The following is an 18,247-nucleotide window of genomic DNA, read 5'->3' on the forward strand; positions in this document are numbered from 1 at the left end:
GCGACCGGGTGTCGCCCCGGTTCCGCACGCACCAGCAATCACCTCTCGGAAGGACCCGGAGAGACATGCCTCCCAAGAAGAAGAAGGTCACGGGGCTTATCAAGCTCCAGATCAACGCCGGTGCGGCCAACCCGGCTCCGCCGGTCGGCCCCGCGCTGGGCCAGCACGGCGTCAACATCATGGAGTTCTGCAAGGCCTACAACGCCGCGACCGAGTCGCAGCGCGGCATGATCGTGCCGGTGGAGATCACGGTCTACGAGGACCGTTCCTTCACCTTCATCACGAAGACGCCGCCGGCCGCGCGCCTCATCCTGAAGGCCGCCGGTATCGACAAGGGCTCCAGCGAGCCGCACAAGACCAAGGTCGCGAAGCTCACCAGCGCCCAGGTCCGCGACATCGCCACCACCAAGATGCCCGACCTGAACGCCAACGACCTGGACGCGGCGGAGAAGATCATCGCCGGCACCGCCCGGTCGATGGGCATCACCGTCGAGGGCTGATCCAGCCCCCGTCCCGTCAGGGACATACCGGCTCAGCCGTTCCCCGTGGTAGGGCCTGCGCAGGCCCGTTGACTACCACAACTCCAATCACCATTCAGGAGCAGCAGTGAAGCGCAGCAAGGCTCTGAAGGCCGCGGACGCTCAGGTCGACCGCGAGCGCCTTTACGCCCCCCTCGAGGCCATCCGCCTCGCCAAGGCGACCAGCACCAGCAAGTTCGACGGCACCGTCGAGGTCGCCATGCGTCTGGGCGTCGACCCGCGCAAGGCCGACCAGATGGTCCGCAGCACCGTGATCCTCCCGCACGGCACCGGTAAGACCGCTCGGGTCCTGGTCTTCGCGACCGGCGAGCGTGCCGAGGCCGCGCGTGCTGCTGGCGCCGACATCGTCGGTGCCGACGAGCTGATCGACGAGGTCGCCAAGGGCAAGCTGGACTTCGACGCCGTCGTCGCCACCCCGGACCTCATGGGCAAGGTCGGCCGCCTCGGCCGCGTGCTCGGTCCCCGTGGTCTGATGCCGAACCCGAAGACCGGCACCGTCACCCCCGATGTCGCGAAGGCCGTCAACGACATCAAGGGCGGCAAGATCGAGTTCCGCGTCGACAAGCACTCGAACCTGCACTTCATCATCGGTAAGGCCTCCTTCACCGACGAGCAGCTGGTCGAGAACTACGCCGCCGCGCTGGACGAGGTGCTCCGCGCCAAGCCGTCCGCCGCCAAGGGCCGCTACATCAAGAAGACCGCGTTCTCGACCACCATCGGCCCCGGCATCCAGGTGGACCCGAACCGCACCCGCAACCTCCTCGTCGAGGAGGACCCGGCCGCGGTCTGATCGCAGCCGTAGTCCGTACGACGGGCCCGTACCCCCTTCACCGGGGGTGCGGGCCCGCCGTCGTTTCCCGATCGATACCCCGGCCGGTGGGGAACCCGTGCCCGGTCCGTCGTACGCTCGGCCGGACCGCCCGCGCGTCCCCCGGTCCGGGGGCCGCCCCGCCCGACCGCCGGAGAGCGCCGTGCCGACCCTTCGCCCCGCCGCCAAGGGGGCCGCCCTGCTGCTGCTCGCCGCCGGCCTCACCGCGTGCAGCGTGCTGGCCGTCTCCGGGGACCGCACCCCGGTGAGCGACAAGCCGGCCGTCCGGCCGCCCAAGCAGGTGCTGCTGTCCGCCGCCCAGCGGCTGGACGACGTCGGCGGCGCCCGGATCCAGGTGGTCGAGGAGGGCCCGGCCGGCCGGCGCGCCGCGCACGGCACGCTGTCCTGGGGCTCCCGCGACGCGGCCGAGCTGACCGTCACCGACGAGCTCGGCACCGGACAGCTGCGCGGCCGGGACGGCGTGCTGGACCTCGGCTACCCGGGGGCGGCGCCGCGCCGCGCGGAGCGGGCCGAGGCCGAGTCGCTGGACCCGCGCGCGGCCGCCGCCGGGCCGGGCGGCTGGGCCGGCGGGTGGATCACCGGGCTGGTCGCCAACCCGGGCGGACCGGCCCACGCGATGGCGCTGGCCGGGAAGCTCACCCCGCTGGGCGGCGAGGAGCTGAACGGCGGGACGGTCGCGCACTACCGGGGCACCGCGCCGGTGGAGGACTTCTTCGGCGCCGAGCAGGGGCTGAGCCCCGAGCGGCTGGCGGCGGTGCTCGACTACTACCGCCGGCTGGGGGTCGCCGCCGTCGACTACGACTTCTGGGTGGCGCCCGGCGACCGGCTGCTGCGCGTGCGGTCCACCGTCCAGGGGACCGCGGGCATGGTGGTGACCACCACCGACGTCACCGAGGGCGGCACCGACCCGACCCCCGACCCCACCCCGGCAGAGCCGTCCGCGGCGGGCTGACGAGAAGCGGCCGCCCCGGTCGTCTTCGGGTGCTCGGGTCCGATGCCGACGCTCATCGCCTTCGGCACCGGCGCGCCCTGCGACTCGGAGGGGGCCGCCGCCGGGTCCGCGGGGGGCGGGTGGCATGGTGGCGGGAAGCAGAGGTGCGAAGGGGAGGCGTGGATGGCGGTGCGGCGGCGGGTGGCGGCGGTGGTCGCCGTCGCGGTGCTGGCGGGCGGCCTGAGCGGCTGCGGCGGGGCGGACGGCCAGGCCGCGGGCGCGAGCGCGGGCGCGAGCGCCTCGCCGAGCGCGTCCGGCGCCCCGACGCCGACGCCCGGCAGCGCCTCGCCGACCTGGCCGGCCAAGCCGACCGACCGCTCGCCGCACGGCGTGCTGCTCTCCGCCCAGCTGGCCATGCAGACCGCCCGCCGGGCCAAGGTGAGCTACCGGCTGGGTTCGGACGCCGGCTCCGGCCCGCTGTTCTGGCAGCCGAAGACCGCGCTCCAGGTCAAACGTTCCACCCCGGCTGCGGCCGAGCAGCTGATCGTCGTGGACACCGTCGCCTACGAGGGCGGCGACCAGGCCACCGCCGCCCGGCTGGGCGGGAAGCACTGGGAGCGGTTCGCCGGGGCGCCCGGCCCGGACGGCCACCGGGAGATCCCGTACGCCGGGCTGATCGACCTGCTCAACCCGGTGGTGGCGCTGGCCGCCGCGACCGCCGACGGGATCACCGCCCAGTACGTCGGCGAGGAGCGCTTCGACGACGCCGCGGTCGAGCACTACCGGGTGACCACCGACGCGGCCCGCTACGCGGCGGCCCAGACCCAGCTGAGCCCGGTCCGCCGGGAGGGCCTGCGGACGGCGCTGGCGCCCGGCGGCTCGGCCTCGCTCACCCTGGACCTCTGGCTGAACGACAAGGACCAGCTGGTCCGGCTCCAGCGGACCGGGACGGGGGAGAGCGGCCGGCTGGACGACTCGGTGCTCTACACCGAGCCGGGCGGCGCGCTCTCGGTGCAGGCTCCGGCCGAGGCGGACACCGTGGACGCGGGCGCCCGCAGCGTCTCCCCGCTGGCCCGCTGAGCCCGCTGAGCCCGGAGGCCGGGGCCCGCGGGGGCGGTTGGAGGCCCGATTTGCCCCGGACGGCGGCGTCCGGCTACTGTGGCGGAAGCCAAAGACCGCTGGTTGTCGCAGTGCGCCCGAGAGGGAGCCCGTGACCGAAGGATCTGCGCTTCACGCGCAGGCAGCCCGCGCAGGACTGTTTGGAGCTTTGACTTCCGGGTCGCACATGTCCGCATGTGATCCCGTCGAGGTCGTGCCGAGCCCCGTGCGCCTGCGCACCGGGGCTCATCTGCTTTTCCGCAGGGGCTTTCCTTTCTTCCGGTGGTTCGAGGCGCGAATGGTCGACTCTCGCGGTCGGCCGGACTTCGACATCACGGAAGGAGGCGTAAGCCTATGGCCAGGCCCGACAAGGCTGCTGCCGTCGCCGAGATCACGGAGATGTTCCGTGGCTCGAACGCGGCCGTGCTGACCGAGTACCGCGGTCTCACGGTGAAGCAGGTCAAGACCCTGCGTCGCTCGCTGGGCGCCAACGCCCAGTACGCCGTGGTGAAGAACACGCTGACCAAGATTGCGGCCAATGAGGTCGGAATCACGGAGCTCGACGACCAGTTCACCGGTCCGACGGCTGTCGCCTTCGTCACCGGTGACCCGGTGGAGTCGGCGAAGGCTCTGCGTGACTTCGCCAAGGAGAACCCCGCTCTCGTCATCAAGGGCGGTGTCCTTGACGGCAAGGCGCTGTCCGCCGACGAGATCAAGCAGCTCGCGGACCTCGAGTCCCGCGAGGTGCTGCTCGCCAAGCTGGCGGGTGCCCTGAAGGCCAAGCAGTCCCAGGCTGCCGCGCTCTTCCAGGCCCTGCCGTCGAAGCTCGTCCGCACTGTGGACGCGCTGCGCGACAAGGTCGAGCAGGGCGGTGCCGGTACGCCGGCTCCCGCCGCCGAGGACGAGGCCGCCGAGTAATTCGGCAGGCTCACGCCTCGCTGCGGGCCCGTACGCCCGCCACCCCCGTACATACGGCACCACCTGCCGAATTAGTGGAAGGACGCCAATCATGGCGAAGCTGACCCAGGACGAGCTGCTCGCGCAGTTCGAGGAGCTCACCCTCATCGAGCTCGCTGCCTTCGTGAAGGCCTTCGAGGAGAAGTTCGACGTCACCGCTGCCGCTCCGGTCGCCGTTGCCGGCATCGCCGGCCCGGGCGCCGTTGCCGAGGCCGTCGAGGAGCAGGACGAGTTCGACGTCATCCTCGATGGCGCGGGCGACAAGAAGATCCAGGTCATCAAGGAGGTGCGCACCCTGACCTCCCTCGGCCTGAAGGAGGCCAAGGACCTCGTTGACACCGCCGGTGCCAAGGTCCTGGAGAAGGTTGCCAAGGACGTTGCCGAGAAGGCCAAGGCCGCCCTCGAGGCCGCTGGCGCCAAGGTCACCGTCAAGTGACTTTCCCCCGGCCCTAGCGGCCGGGAGGTGCCCCCACGCCCCCTCTGAGGGGGCCGGGCCCTGAGGCCGGGCCGATCACCCATGCGGGTGGTCGGCCCGGCCTTTTCGCGTTCCCGGCCGGACGGGTACACCGGTGTGGCCGATCGCCCACTCGGCACTGTCGGTGCGGGCGGGTATGGTGATCGCTGTCATCGGGCCCGCGGCCCCCACCACGGCTTCTGTAACGCCGAGGGGGTCAGGACCGATGGACGGGTCGAGGTCCGCTGCCGGAGGCGGGCCCTTGACGAACCCGGCACGGCGCGCGATTCTCAAGGCGCGAGTCCGCCCCCGGTTGGTCCACTGCTGGATGCATAACCAGTGGCTCCGGCGGGAAGTGACTCCACGTGAGTCGTGGGCCCGGCGAGTCCGGGCCGATGCAGTACCCGGCGGGCGCCCGCGTCCGACGGCTACCGGGAGGAGTCTCCGATTCGGTCTCCGAATCAGAGCTGGACAGCAGTGTCGCCTTTGGCTACACTGTCCCTTTGCGCTGCCTGTTAGCTTCTCCGTGACTCGTCGCCCGGAGTTTGCGTTGCCCTGAAGGGGTCTGGCATCGCCTCCGCAAAGCGGCTCTGACCAGGGGTTTCACTCCCGGCAGAGGCCGGCGGCGCGAGAGGCGGGACCAAGCCCGTGAAGGCCCGGCTGGTACGCGCGTAGTGAGCTCCGAGCCCTCGGAAGGACCCCCCTCTTGGCCGCGCCGCGCAACGCCTCGAACAATTCCGCCGCATCCACCGCCCCGCTCCGCGTCTCGTTCGCGAAGATCAAGGAGCCCCTCGAGGTCCCGAACCTCCTGGCCCTGCAGACCGAGAGCTTTGACTGGCTGCTCGGCAACGCGGCCTGGAAGTCCCGGGTCGAGGCGGCCCTGGAGAGTGGTCAGGACGTCCCCACCAAGTCCGGTCTGGAGGAGATCTTCGAGGAGATCTCGCCGATCGAGGACTTCAGTGGGTCGATGTCGCTGACCTTCCGCGACCACCGTTTCGAGCCGCCGAAGAACTCCATTGACGAGTGCAAGGACCGCGACTTCACGTTCGCGGCCCCGCTCTTCGTCACCGCCGAGTTCACCAACAACGAGACCGGTGAGATCAAGTCTCAGACGGTCTTCATGGGCGATTTCCCGCTCATGACCCACAAGGGCACGTTCGTGATCAACGGCACCGAGCGTGTCGTCGTCTCGCAGCTGGTCCGCTCCCCGGGTGTGTACTTCGACTCCACCCTGGACAAGGTGTCCGACAAGGACATCTACTCCTGCAAGGTCATCCCCTCGCGTGGTGCCTGGCTGGAGATGGAGATCGACAAGCGCGACATGGTCGGCGTCCGCATCGACCGCAAGCGCAAGCAGTCCGTCACCGTGCTGCTCAAGGCGCTCGGCTGGACCAACGAGATGATTCTCGAGGAGTTCGGCGAGTACGAGTCGATGCGCGCCACCCTGGAGAAGGACCACACCCAGGGCCAGGACGACGCGCTGCTGGACATCTACCGCAAGCTGCGTCCGGGCGAGCCGCCGACGCGCGAGGCCGCGCAGACGCTGCTGGAGAACCTGTACTTCAACCCGAAGCGCTACGACCTCGCCAAGGTCGGCCGCTACAAGGTGAACCGCAAGCTCGGCAACGCCGAGTCGCTGGACTCCGGTGTGCTGACCGAGCCCGACATCATCGGTGCGATCAAGTACCTGGTGAAGCTGCACGCCGGCGAGGTCGAGTGGAGTGACGAGACCGGCCGCGACATCGTGGTCGAGGTCGACGACATCGACCACTTCGGCAACCGCCGCCTGCGCAACGTGGGCGAGCTCATCCAGAACCAGGTCCGTACGGGTCTCGCCCGTATGGAGCGCGTCGTGCGCGAGCGCATGACCACCCAGGACGTCGAGGCGATCACGCCGCAGACCCTGATCAACATCCGGCCGGTCGTCGCCTCCATCAAGGAGTTCTTCGGCACCAGCCAGCTGTCGCAGTTCATGGACCAGACGAACCCGCTGTCGGGCCTGACCCACAAGCGTCGTCTGTCCGCCCTCGGCCCCGGCGGTCTCTCCCGTGAGCGCGCCGGCTTCGAGGTCCGTGACGTGCACCCCTCGCACTACGGCCGCATGTGTCCGATCGAGACCCCCGAAGGCCCGAACATCGGTCTGATCGGGTCGCTGGCCTCGTACGGCCGGGTCAACGCGTTCGGCTTCATCGAGACCCCGTACCGCAAGGTCATCGAGGGTGTCGTCACCGAGCAGGTCGACTACCTCACCGCCGACGAGGAGGACCGCTACGTCATCGCGCAGGCCAACGCCCCGCTGACGGCGGAGCTGACCTTCGCGGAGCCGCGTGTCCTGGTCCGCCGCCGTGGCGGCGAGATCGACTACATCCCCGGCACCGAGATCGACTACATGGACGTCTCGCCGCGCCAGATGGTGTCGGTCGCGACCGCCATGATCCCGTTCCTCGAGCACGACGACGCCAACCGTGCGCTCATGGGCTCGAACATGATGCGCCAGGCGGTGCCGCTGCTGAAGAGCGAGGCTCCGCTGGTCGGCACCGGCATGGAGTACCGCTGCGCCGTCGACGCCGCGGACGTCATCACCGCCGAGAAGGCCGGTGTCGTCCAGGAGGTCTCGGCCGACTACGTCACCGTGGCGAACGACGACGGCACGTACACCACGTACCGCGCCGCCAAGTTCACCCGCTCCAACCAGGGCACCGCCTTCAACCAGAAGGTGCTCGTGGACGAGGGCGCCCGGGTCGAGGTCAACCAGGTGCTGGCCGACGGCCCCTGCACCGACGAGGGCGAGATGGCCCTCGGCAAGAACCTGCTCGTGGCGTTCATGTCGTGGGAGGGTCACAACTACGAGGACGCGATCATCCTGTCGCAGCGCCTCGTCCAGGACGACGTCCTCTCCTCGATCCACATCGAGGAGCACGAGGTCGACGCCCGTGACACCAAGCTCGGCCCCGAGGAGATCACCCGGGACATCCCGAACGTCTCCGAGGAGGTCCTCGCCGACCTCGACGAGCGCGGCATCATCCGGATCGGCGCCGACGTCGTCACCGGCGACATCCTGGTCGGCAAGGTCACGCCCAAGGGTGAGACCGAGCTGACCCCGGAGGAGCGCCTGCTCCGCGCGATCTTCGGTGAGAAGGCCCGTGAGGTCCGCGACACCTCGCTGAAGGTGCCGCACGGTGAGTCCGGCAAGGTCATCGGCGTCCGCGTCTTCGACCGCGAAGAGGGCGACGAGCTGCCCCCGGGCGTCAACCAGCTGGTCCGCGTCTACGTGGCCCAGAAGCGCAAGATCACCAACGGTGACAAGCTCGCCGGCCGTCACGGCAACAAGGGCGTCATCTCCAAGATCCTGCCGGTCGAGGACATGCCGTTCCTGGAGGACGGCACCCCGGTCGACATCATCCTCAACCCGCTGGGTGTCCCGTCCCGAATGAACCCGGGACAGGTCCTGGAGATCCACCTCGGGTGGCTCGCCAAGCAGGGTTGGGACGTCTCCGGCCTCGCCGACGAGTGGGCCCAGCGCCTGCAGGCGATCGGCGCCGACACCGTCCAGGGCGGCACCAACCTCGCCACCCCGGTCTTCGACGGCGCCCGCGAGGACGAGATCACCGGCCTGCTGGACAACACCACCCTCACCCGTGACGGTGAGCGCCTGGTGAACTCCACCGGCAAGGCCCGGCTGTTCGACGGCCGCTCCGGCGAGCCGTTCCCGATGCCGGTCTCGGTCGGCTACATGTACATCCTCAAGCTGCACCACCTGGTCGACGACAAGCTGCACGCCCGTTCGACCGGCCCGTACTCGATGATCACCCAGCAGCCGCTCGGTGGTAAGGCGCAGTTCGGTGGTCAGCGCTTCGGTGAGATGGAGGTGTGGGCCCTTGAGGCATACGGCGCCGCGTACGCGCTGCAGGAGCTGCTCACCATCAAGTCCGACGACGTTCTCGGCCGTGTGAAGGTCTACGAGGCCATCGTCAAGGGCGAGAACATCCCCGAGCCCGGCATTCCCGAGTCCTTCAAGGTCCTCATCAAGGAAATGCAGTCGCTCTGCCTCAACGTGGAGGTGCTGTCCTCGGACGGCCAGTCCATCGAGATGCGGGACTCCGACGAGGACGTCTTCCGCGCCGCCGAAGAGCTCGGCATCGACCTGTCCCGGCGCGAGCCGAGCAGCGTCGAAGAGGTCTGACGGAGGTTGGGCCGGCTGCCCAGTGGGCAGCCGGCCCGCCCCCAGGCCCCCCTCAGACCACACGAACGACTCTCGACTTACGAAAGAGGGCTTGACGACCAGTGCTTGACGTCAACTTCTTCGACGAGCTCCGCATCGGCCTGGCCACCGCCGACGACATCCGCCAGTGGTCCCACGGCGAGGTCAAGAAGCCGGAGACCATCAACTACCGCACCCTGAAGCCGGAAAAGGACGGGCTCTTCTGCGAGAAGATCTTCGGCCCCACCCGGGACTGGGAGTGCTACTGCGGCAAGTACAAGCGCGTCCGCTTCAAGGGCATCATCTGTGAGCGCTGCGGCGTCGAGGTGACCCGCGCCAAGGTGCGCCGTGAGCGGATGGGCCACATCGAGCTGGCCGCCCCCGTCACCCACATCTGGTACTTCAAGGGCGTCCCGTCGCGCCTGGGCTACCTGCTGGACCTGGCGCCGAAGGACCTCGAGAAGGTCATCTACTTCGCCGCCTACATGATCACCTGGGTCGACGACGAGCGCCGCCAGCGCGACCTGCCGTCCCTGGAGGCGCACGTCTCGGTCGAGCGCCAGCAGATCGAGAACCGCCGCGACTCCGACCTCGAGGCCCGGGCCAAGAAGGCCGAGACCGACCTGGCCGAGCTGGAGGCCGAGGGCGCCAAGGCCGACGTGCGCCGCAAGGTGCGCGAGGGCGCCGAGCGCGAGATGAAGCAGCTGCGCGACCGCGCGCAGCGCGAGCTCGACCGCCTCGACGAGGTGTGGGCCCGCTTCAAGAACCTCAAGGTCCAGGACCTCGAGGGCGACGAGCTGCTCTACCGCGAGCTGCGCGACCGCTTCGGCACCTACTTCTCCGGCTCGATGGGCGCGGCGGCCCTCAAGGACCGCCTCGAGACCTTCGACCTGGCGGAGGAGTCCGAGCGCCTGCGCGAGATCATCCGCACCGGCAAGGGCCAGAAGAAGACCCGTGCGCTCAAGCGCCTCAAGGTCGTCTCCGCGTTCCTGCAGACCACCAACAAGCCCAACGGCATGGTGCTGGACTGCGTCCCGGTCATCCCGCCGGACCTGCGTCCGATGGTGCAGCTGGACGGTGGCCGCTTCGCGACCTCCGACCTGAACGACCTGTACCGCCGCGTGATCAACCGCAACAACCGCCTGAAGCGGCTTCTCGACCTCGGCGCGCCCGAGATCATCGTGAACAACGAGAAGCGCATGCTCCAGGAGGCCGTCGACGCGCTGTTCGACAACGGCCGCCGCGGCCGTCCGGTCACCGGCCCGGGCAACCGGCCCCTGAAGTCCCTCAGCGACATGCTGAAGGGCAAGCAGGGCCGTTTCCGCCAGAACCTGCTCGGCAAGCGAGTCGACTACTCGGCCCGTTCGGTCATCGTCGTCGGCCCGCAGCTCAAGCTGCACCAGTGCGGTCTGCCCAAGGCCATGGCGCTGGAGCTCTTCAAGCCGTTCGTGATGAAGCGCCTGGTCGACCTGAACCACGCGCAGAACATCAAGTCGGCCAAGCGCATGGTCGAGCGCGCCCGCCCGGTCGTCTGGGACGTCCTCGAAGAGGTCATCGCGGAGCACCCGGTCCTGCTGAACCGTGCGCCCACCCTGCACCGCCTCGGCATCCAGGCCTTCGAGCCGCAGCTGGTCGAGGGCAAGGCCATCCAGATCCACCCGCTCGTCTGCACCGCGTTCAACGCGGACTTCGACGGTGACCAGATGGCCGTCCACCTGCCGCTCTCCGCGGAGGCGCAGGCCGAGGCCCGCATCCTGATGCTGTCCTCGAACAACATCCTGAAGCCGGCCGACGGTCGCCCCGTCACCATGCCGACCCAGGACATGGTGCTCGGTCTGTTCTTCCTCACCTCGGACCGCGACAACGTGAAGGGCGCCGGCCGCACCTTCTCGTCGACCGCCGAGGCGATCATGGCGTTCGACGCCCGGGACCTGGACGTCCAGGCCCCGATCGAGCTGCGCCTGCCGATCGGCACCGTCCCGCCGCGCGGCTGGACCCCGCCGCTGGACGAGGACGGTCAGTCGAGCTGGTTCGAGGGCGAGTCCTTCCGCCTGAAGACCACCCTGGGCCGCGCGCTCTTCAACGAGCTGCTGCCCGAGGACTACCCGTTCGTCGACTACGAGGTGGGCAAGAAGCAGCTCTCCGCGATCGTCAACGACCTCGCCGAGCGCTACCCCAAGGTCACCGTCGCGGCGACCCTGGACAACCTGAAGGCGGCCGGCTTCCACTGGTCGACCCGTTCGGGTGTCACCGTCTCGATCTCCGACGTCGTCGTCCCGCCGACCAAGGGCCAGATCCTTGAGGGCTACGAGGCGCAGGCCGAGAAGATCCAGAAGCAGTACGAGCGCGGTCTGATCACCAACGACGAGCGCAAGCAGGAGCTCATCGGCATCTGGACCCGGGCGACCAACGAGGTCGCCGAGGCCATGAACCAGAACTTCCCGAAGACGAACCCCATCTTCATGATGGTCGACTCGGGTGCTCGTGGAAACATGATGCAGATGCGCCAGATCGCCGGTATGCGTGGTCTGGTGTCCAACGCGAAGAACGAGACCATCGCGCGACCCATCAAGGCGTCGTTCCGTGAGGGCCTCTCCGTGCTGGAGTACTTCATCTCCACCCACGGTGCCCGTAAGGGTCTCGCGGACACCGCCCTCCGTACCGCCGACTCCGGCTACCTCACCCGTCGTCTGGTCGACGTCTCCCAGGACGTCATCATTCGCGAGGAGGACTGCGGCACCGAGCGCGGCCTGAAGCTGGCGATCGGCACGGTCGAGAACGGCGTCCTGCGCAAGACGGACGACGTCGAGACCAGCGTCTACGCCCGCATGCTCGCCGAGGACATCACGGTCGACGGCAAGCTGCTGGCCACCGCGAACACCGACCTCGGTGACGTGCTGATCGACGAGCTGATCCGCCACGGCATCAGCGAGGTCAAGACCCGCTCGATCCTGACCTGTGAGTCGGCCGTCGGCACCTGTGCCTTCTGCTACGGCCGCTCGCTGGCCACCGGCAAGCTGGTCGACATCGGTGAGGCGGTCGGCATCATCGCCGCCCAGTCCATCGGTGAGCCCGGTACCCAGCTGACCATGCGTACCTTCCACACCGGTGGTGTGGCCGGTGACGACATCACGCAGGGTCTGCCCCGTGTCGTCGAGCTCTTCGAGGCCCGTACCCCCAAGGGTGTGGCCCCGATCTCGGAGGCCCAGGGCCGGGTCCGCATCGAGGACACCGAGAAGACCCGCAAGCTGGTCGTCACGCCGGACGACGGCACCGACGAGATCGCCTACCCGGTCTCGAAGCGTGTGAAGCTGCTCGTCAGCGAGGGCGAGGCGGTCGAGGTCGGCCAGAAGCTGACCATGGGTGCCACCAACCCGCACGACGTCCTGCGCATCATGGGCCAGCGCGCCGTCCAGATCCACCTGGTCGCCGAGGTCCAGAAGGTCTACAACTCGCAGGGTGTGTCGATCCACGACAAGCACATCGAGATCATCATCCGGCAGATGCTCCGCCGCGTGACGATCATCGAGTCGGGCGACGCCGAGCTGCTCCCGGGCGAGCTCGTCGAGCGCGGCCGCTTCGAGACCGAGAACCGTCGCGTGGTCTCCGAGGGCGGTCACCCCGCCTCCGGCCGTCCGCAGCTGATGGGTATCACCAAGGCCTCGCTGGCCACCGAGTCCTGGCTGTCGGCCGCCTCCTTCCAGGAGACGACCCGGGTCCTCACCGACGCGGCGATCCACGCCAAGTCGGACCCGCTGCTGGGCCTCAAGGAGAACGTCATCCTCGGTAAGCTCATCCCGGCCGGTACGGGTCTGCCCCGCTACCGCAACATCCGGGTCGAGCCGACCGAGGAGGCCAAGGCCGCGATGTACTCGGCCGTCGGCTACGACGACTACGACCTGTCGCCCTTCGGCGCCGGCTCCGGCCAGGCGGTCCCGCTGGACGACTACGACTACGGCCCGTACACCGGCTGAGTCGAAGGTTCCTGATCGCAGGGCGGTCACCCCGGACACGGGGTGGCCGCCCTGCGGCGTTTTTGCTCCGGTATCGACCTGGTCTCGGTTCCGATCACGTCGCAAAGCGGACACCGGAGATCCCTAGGCTGGCGCCCGGCACCATCACCCTCCCCGTCCTCCCACCGCCGAGCGAGGCCCGTTGTCCAGCCATGGCACCAGCACCCCCGACGACGCCCTGAGGGTCCGGCAGATCTTCCGGTACCTCGCCGAGGCGGGGGAGAGCCGGGTGAAACCGGTCCGGACCCTCGACCAGGCCACCCATGTGCTCTGGCTCTCGGAGGTGCCGCGCGAGACCGCGGGGGTGCGGAGCTTCCTGGAGACCCCGGCCGACGGCGAGGAGGCGGGCTGGCTGACCGTCCGGCGGCCCGAGCAGCAGCCGTGGCCGGAGCCGGGCCAGGAGCTGAAGCGCTGGCTGGCCGGTGACCTCACCGACTACCGGCGCGCCGAGCCGCCGGGCCTGCGCGAGAGCGCCGAGGTCCCGCACCGGGAGGTCGGCCCCGACGGCACCGCCCGGCAGACCGTCCGGACGGTGGACCGCGCCGGGTGGCCGGGCGCCGCGAAGGTGGCGGCCGCGCACCTGGACTGGGTCGAGCGCTGGCAGAAGTGGGCGACCTGGCGGCGGGCCGTCGCACCGCTGCGCGGGCTGTACGAGCGGCTCTACCGGATCCACGAGGAGGCCGGCTCGCTCGGCGAGAGCTACGAACTCGTCCTCGGCTTCGGCTACCTCACCTGGGCCTCCGGCGGCGAACCGATCCGGCGCCACCTGCTCACCGCCCGGGCGGTGCTCTCGCTGGACCGGGAGACCGGCACCCTGACCCTGTCCGCCGATCCGGACCAGCCGAGCCTGGCGCTGGAGGAGGGCATGCTCGACGCCGGCCAGAAGATCCGCAGCGAGCCCCGGGAGACCATCCTCGGCCTGCTGGAGGAGGCCGGCGGCCTCACCGGGCCGGACGGGCTGGAGCTGGTCCACCGGGCCCTGGAGGCCTGGACCATCGCGGCCCACGAGAGCGGCGCCTACCGCCCCGACCCGCGGCAGCACCGGGCGGACGGTGAGGACCGGCCGGTGGTCGGCTTCGCCCCGGCCGTCATCCTGCGCGAGCGCAGCAAGCGGACCAACATCGAGGCGCTGCACGGGATAGCCCGGCAGGTCGAGCAGGGCGCGGCGCCCACCGAGCTGCTCCGGTTCATCGCCGGCGCGGACGGCGGCGGGACGGTTGCCGACGGCTCGGGCGGATCCGGCGGGCCCGGGGCCGACCGGGAGACGTACTTCGCGCTGCCCTCCAACGAGGAGCAGCGCACCATCGCCGAGCGCCTGCACGGCAACCGGATGGTGGTGGTCCAGGGCCCGCCCGGCACCGGCAAGACCCACACCATCGCCAACCTGGTCACCGACCTGCTGGCGCACGGCCAGCGGGTCCTGATCACCAGCCACACCGCCCGCGCCCTCAAGGTGCTGAAGGACAAGCTGCCCGCCAGCGTCCGCGAACTGTGCGTCAGCCGGACCGACGACGGTCTGGCCGCCCAGCAGGAGCTGCGCGGCTCGATCCAGGCGATCCTGGAGCGCCACGGCCGCTACGAGCCCCGCTCCTACGCGCGCCGGATCGCCGAGCAGGAGCACCGGCTCACCGCGGCCCGCCGCGCGCAGGCGCAGGCCCTGGCCGAGCTGCGGGCCATCCGGGAACGCGAGACCTACCGGCACCCCGCCGGGATCGGCGACTACCAGGGCACCCTCCAGGAGATCGCCCGCCGGCTCGCCGCCGAGCAGCCCGAGCGGGACTGGCTGGGGCCGGTCCCGCTCGACCGGCCGCCGATCGGCGCCGCCGAGGTGCTGGCCCTGCTCGCCGCCTCCCGCGCCTACGACCCCGCCCACCGGGCCGCCACCGAGGGCGTCGAGGCCGTGCCGGAGCGGGCCGAACTGCCCGGCCCGGCCGCCTTCGAACAGGACGTGACGGCCGTCCGGGAGGCCGAGGAGGGGCTCGCCACCCTGCGCGGCCACGAGCGGACCGGCGCGCTGGACGAGGAGATCGCCCGGCTCACCCCCGCCCAGCAGGACGTCCTGGCGGCGGCGCTGGAGGCGTTCGGCACCGCCCGCACCGCCGCCGAGAGCCGGGCCGCCGACTGGGCCGCGCCCCTGCTGGACGAGGCGCTGACCGGGCAGGACTGGCAGCTGCGCGGCCGGCACGCGGCCACCGCGCAGGCCCTGGACGGCGCCCGCGCCGCCGTCCGGGCACTCGGCGGCGCCCGGGTCGACGGCCTGGCGGCCCACACCCCGGAGCGGGCGCTGACCCTGGCCACCGCGCTGCGGGACGGCCTCGCGGCCGGCGAGAAGCTGCGCGGGCCGCTCGGGCTGAAGACCAGGCTGCGCAAGGAGGTCGGCGACTTCCCGGAGCAGGTCCGGGTGGACGGCGCGCCGGCCGACACCCCGGCCGCCGCCGAGGCGGTGCTCCGGCAGGTGCTGGTCGAGCGGCACCTGCGCGAGGTCGAACGGGAGTGGGGCCAGGAGGCGCCGCCCTGGCAGGCGCAGTCGCGGCGGCTGGCCGCGCTGGAGGCGAGCGCCGCCGTGCTGAACGGCCTGGTCGAGCTCGCCGCCCGGCGGGCCGAGCTGATCACCGCGCTCGCCCCGGCCCCGGTGCTGACCGTCCGGCCCTGGCAGCGGCCGGAGACCTGCGCGGCCGCCCGGGACGTGCTGCGCGCCCGGCGGGCGCTGCGCCGGGCCGAGGAGCCGCGGGCCCGGCTGGTCCGGCTGGAGGCGGCGCTGGTCGGCTGGGCGGACCGCCCCGGCACCGGCCGGGCGCCGGTGCGGCCGCTGCTCACCGCCGTCCGGGACCGGGACGTCGAGGCGTACGGCCGGCACGACGCCGAGCTGACGGCGCTGCGCGCCTCGCTGGAGCTGCGGGCCGTCTTCGAGCGGGCCGCCGGCCCGGTCCGGGGCACGCTGCCGGACCTCGCCGAGCGGCTGACCGACCGGCCCGGCGACCCGGCCTGGGACGAGCGGCTGCCCCGGCTGGCCGAGGCCTGGGCCTGGTCCGTCTGGTCGGCCCGGATGCGGGAGCTGACCGACCCGCGGGCCGAGGAGAAGCAGCGGACCCTGCTTGCCGAGGCCGACGACGAGATCCGGATCACCCTGGAGAAGCTGGCCGCCGACCGCTCCTGGGACGGCTGCCTGCGCCGGCTCACCGACCACGAGACGGTCGCCCTCACCTCGTACCAGCAGAGCGTCGGCCGGATCGGCAAGGGCACCGGCAAGTACGCGCACCGGTACCGCCAGCAGGCCCGGGACGCGCTGCGCGAGTGCCAGAGCGCGGTGCCGGCCTGGATCATGCCGCTCCACCAGGTGACCGCGACGGTGCCGATGGAGCAGGCCGGCCGCTTCGACGTGGTGATCATCGACGAGGCGAGCCAGTCCGGCCCGGAGGCGCTGATGCTCGCCTGGCTGGGCAGCCGGATCATCGTGGTCGGGGACGACAAGCAGGTCAGCCCGGCCAACATCGGCCTCGACCACGACCAGCTCTTCCAGCTGCAGAACCGCCTGCTGGAGGCGCTGCCCGCGTCCCGCCGCAACCTGTTCAGCCCCACCGCCAGCTTCTTCGACATCGCCAGCGGCCTGGCCGGCGGACGCGGCAAGCTGATGCTCCAGGAGCACTTCCGGTGCATGCCGGAGATCATCGGCTTCTCCAACGAGCTCGCTTACCACGGCCGGCTCCAGCCGCTGCGCCAGTACGGCGCCGACCGGCTGCCGCCGATCCGCACCGTGTACGCGGCCGGCGCCTTCACCACCGGCACCGGCGAGCGCAAGCACAACCGGGCCGAGGCCGAGCTGCTGGTCGACCGGCTCGCCGCCTGCTGCGCCGACCCGGCCTACCAGGGCCGCAGCATGGGCGTGATCACCATGCTGGGCAGCCGGCAGAAGCAGGAGATCGAGGACCTGCTGGCCGAGCGGCTCCCGCTGGAGGAGCGGCAGCAGCGCCGGATCCGGGTCGGCAACGCCGAGGACTTCCAGGGCGACGAGCGGGACGTCGTCTTCATCAGCCTGGTGGTGAGCCCCAGCGACGAGCACGGCCCGACCCGGATCGGCCCGTTCTCCAGCGAGGCGATGCAGCAGCGGCTCAACGTCGCCGCCTCGCGCGCCCGGGACCAGGTCTGGCTGTTCCACAGCTTCACCTCCACCGAGCTGGGCGCCACCGACCTGCGGCGGGCGTACCTGGACTACTGCACCCGGCCCGCCGAGGAGCAGGACGGGCTGGGGCTGGAGGACGTCGGCCCGGACGTCCGGCACCCGGCCTTCGACAGCCTCTTCGAGCAGCGGGTGTTCCTGGCGCTGCGGGCCCGCCGGTTCCGGGTGCGGCCGCAGTACCCGGTGGGGCGGTACCGGATCGACCTGGTGGTGGAGGGCGGCACCCGGCGGCTCGCGGTCGAGTGCGACGGGGACGCGTTCCACACCGAGGAGAACGCGGACGCCGACGCGGCGCGCCAGCGGGAGCTGGAGCGGGTGGGGTGGACCTTCGTCCGGATCCGGGGGAGCCGGTTCTTCCTGGAGCCGGAGCGGGCGCTGGAGCCGCTCTGGGCGGAGCTGGCGCGGCTGGGGATCGAGCCGGGGGCGGGGACGGCGCCGGCGGTGGACCTTCCGGCGCCCGAGCCGACGGTCCTGCTCGCGCTTCCCGCGCCCGCCGCCGAGCCGACGGTGCTGCTCACCGTGCCCGTCCCCGAGCCGACGGTGCTGCTCACCCCGCCCGCGCCGGCGCCGACGGTCGTGTTCGCCGCGCCCGCGCCCCTGCCCGCGACCGCGCCGCGGGGTGGTCGGCGGCGGGTGTCGGTCGCCTCCCACGAGCGGGCCCGGCAGGAGGCGGCCGGGCTGGCCGAGCGGCTGGCCGGTCCGTCGGCCGGTGCCGAGGCGGAGGCCCGGGACGAGGAGCGGCTGGCGTTCCTGCGCCACTACCTGAGCCTGGTCACCCCGGACCCGGCGCTGGCCGGGAACGGCGTGGTGCTGCCCGGCACGGTCGTCGGCCTCGAACACCGGGGCGCGACGGAGGTGGTCCGCTACCTGGTGTCGGCGCTGCCGACCGCGGAGGCCGCGCGGATCTCCCCGCACACCGACCTCGGGGCGGCGCTGCTCTGGGCCGAGGTGGGCGAGGAGATCGCGTACGCGGCGGGCCGGGACGGCGGCGGGCACGCCGTGGTCCGCTCCGTCGAGGACTGACGCCCGGGCGCGCCGTCGGTCGGCG

9 protein-coding genes are annotated in these 18,247 nt (G+C 71.3%); all 9 read left to right on the forward strand.

Going from position 1 to position 18,247, the window contains the following annotated elements:
* Window positions 1-65: 65 nt before the first annotated feature.
* Entirely contained in the window at window positions 66-500 is a 435-nt protein-coding gene (gene rplK / locus AB0N76_RS05330; protein ID WP_360226157.1) for a 50S ribosomal protein L11, read from the forward strand.
* 106 nt (window positions 501-606) lie between these two features.
* Complete coding sequence (gene rplA / locus AB0N76_RS05335; protein WP_355358252.1) at window positions 607-1,329, forward strand: 50S ribosomal protein L1; 723 nt, start codon at window positions 607-609, stop codon at window positions 1,327-1,329.
* 181 nt (window positions 1,330-1,510) lie between these two features.
* Window positions 1,511-2,320 (forward strand): hypothetical protein, encoded by an 810-nt coding sequence (locus AB0N76_RS05340; RefSeq protein WP_363553382.1) that lies wholly within the window; start codon window positions 1,511-1,513, stop codon window positions 2,318-2,320.
* A 162-nt stretch (window positions 2,321-2,482) separates the two neighbouring features.
* Window positions 2,483-3,379: a hypothetical protein gene (locus tag AB0N76_RS05345; protein WP_363553384.1), complete on the forward strand. Its 897-nt coding sequence runs from the start codon at window positions 2,483-2,485 to the stop codon at window positions 3,377-3,379.
* 372 nt (window positions 3,380-3,751) lie between these two features.
* Window positions 3,752-4,315 carry a 50S ribosomal protein L10 gene (gene rplJ, locus AB0N76_RS05350; protein WP_363553386.1) on the forward strand — a complete coding sequence of 188 codons (564 nt, stop codon included), beginning with the start codon at window positions 3,752-3,754 and terminating at the stop codon, window positions 4,313-4,315.
* 91 nt (window positions 4,316-4,406) lie between these two features.
* A complete protein-coding gene (gene rplL / locus AB0N76_RS05355) occupies window positions 4,407-4,790 on the forward strand; it encodes a 50S ribosomal protein L7/L12 (protein ID WP_363553388.1) in 384 nt (127 codons plus the stop codon).
* A 724-nt stretch (window positions 4,791-5,514) separates the two neighbouring features.
* The gene (gene rpoB / locus AB0N76_RS05360) at window positions 5,515-8,991 is read left to right on the forward strand and encodes a DNA-directed RNA polymerase subunit beta (protein WP_363553390.1); all 3,477 of its coding nucleotides are present in this window, start codon (window positions 5,515-5,517) and stop codon (window positions 8,989-8,991) included.
* Between the two features lie 101 nt (window positions 8,992-9,092).
* Window positions 9,093-12,983 carry a DNA-directed RNA polymerase subunit beta' gene (locus tag AB0N76_RS05365; protein WP_363553392.1) on the forward strand — a complete coding sequence of 1,297 codons (3,891 nt, stop codon included), beginning with the start codon at window positions 9,093-9,095 and terminating at the stop codon, window positions 12,981-12,983.
* A 181-nt stretch (window positions 12,984-13,164) separates the two neighbouring features.
* Complete coding sequence (locus AB0N76_RS05370) at window positions 13,165-18,222, forward strand: AAA domain-containing protein (protein WP_363553394.1); 5,058 nt, start codon at window positions 13,165-13,167, stop codon at window positions 18,220-18,222.
* Window positions 18,223-18,247 lie beyond the last annotated feature (25 nt).

The sequence above is a fragment of the Kitasatospora sp. NPDC093806 genome, from assembly GCF_040683335.1.
Taxonomy (GTDB): domain Bacteria; phylum Actinomycetota; class Actinomycetes; order Streptomycetales; family Streptomycetaceae; genus Kitasatospora.

Bases quoted from the DNA above. Each gene is read 5' to 3' on its own strand.
- rplK (WP_360226157.1), top strand. From the start codon at position 66: ATGCCTCCCAAGAAGAAGAAGGTCACGGGGCTTATCAAGCTCCAGATC.
- AB0N76_RS05345 (WP_363553384.1), top strand. From the start codon at position 2,483: ATGGCGGTGCGGCGGCGGGTGGCGGCGGTGGTCGCCGTCGCGGTGCTG.
- rplJ (WP_363553386.1), top strand. From the start codon at position 3,752: ATGGCCAGGCCCGACAAGGCTGCTGCCGTCGCCGAGATCACGGAGATG.
- rplL (WP_363553388.1), top strand. From the start codon at position 4,407: ATGGCGAAGCTGACCCAGGACGAGCTGCTCGCGCAGTTCGAGGAGCTC.